This window comes from Paenibacillus sp. P4_A9, assembly GCF_056402415.1.
The window spans coordinates 1-500 of sequence record NZ_JBFUHL010000254.1 but is presented as its reverse complement, the minus strand read 5'-3'; the positions used below and the strand labels follow the sequence as shown (position 1 = coordinate 500).

At 33.4% G+C, this 500-nt stretch carries 1 protein-coding gene; it reads right to left on the bottom strand.

The window, feature by feature from the left end:
* On the bottom strand, positions 1–263 hold a 263-nt coding region (locus AC1DVJ_RS31340), incomplete at its 3' end, for a hypothetical protein (RefSeq protein ID WP_477596875.1).
* Positions 264–500 lie beyond the last annotated feature (237 nt).

The window sequence follows — 500 nt, the reverse complement described above, 5'->3', positions numbered from 1 at the left end:
GCATTGATATCAACTGCAACACCATCAATCATAACAGACCATTGCCTATTCCCTATAATTTTGTTCAAAAACGTATCATTCCTAAGTAAACAATATTCAGCCTGTTTCTCAGTATCAAAATCACTGTTCATTTTTTCGTTGCCTACTTTTACATATTCTTTTGCTTTGATAATAGCATTTTTTTCTGTAAGGATGGGTTTTTGAAATTGATAAATTATAAATATGCTTACAGCTATCAGCAATAATAAAGAAATCTTTTTCATAACTTATTTTCACCTCTTACTTATTAACGAAAATTGAAGCATTTAGTTGCGTTAACCTGCCCGTTAAGCAATATCACTAAACTGCCCGTTACTTTAATAAACAAATGAGGAGCTGCCGCGAAGCAAGCCCCTCAACTATCGCTCTATTGTAGCTTAGTCTCTCGTTGGTAATTGACTAATCAAGATCATATTTTGCAAATGGTAAACTCCTTATTGAACCAACAAAATCCCCATCTG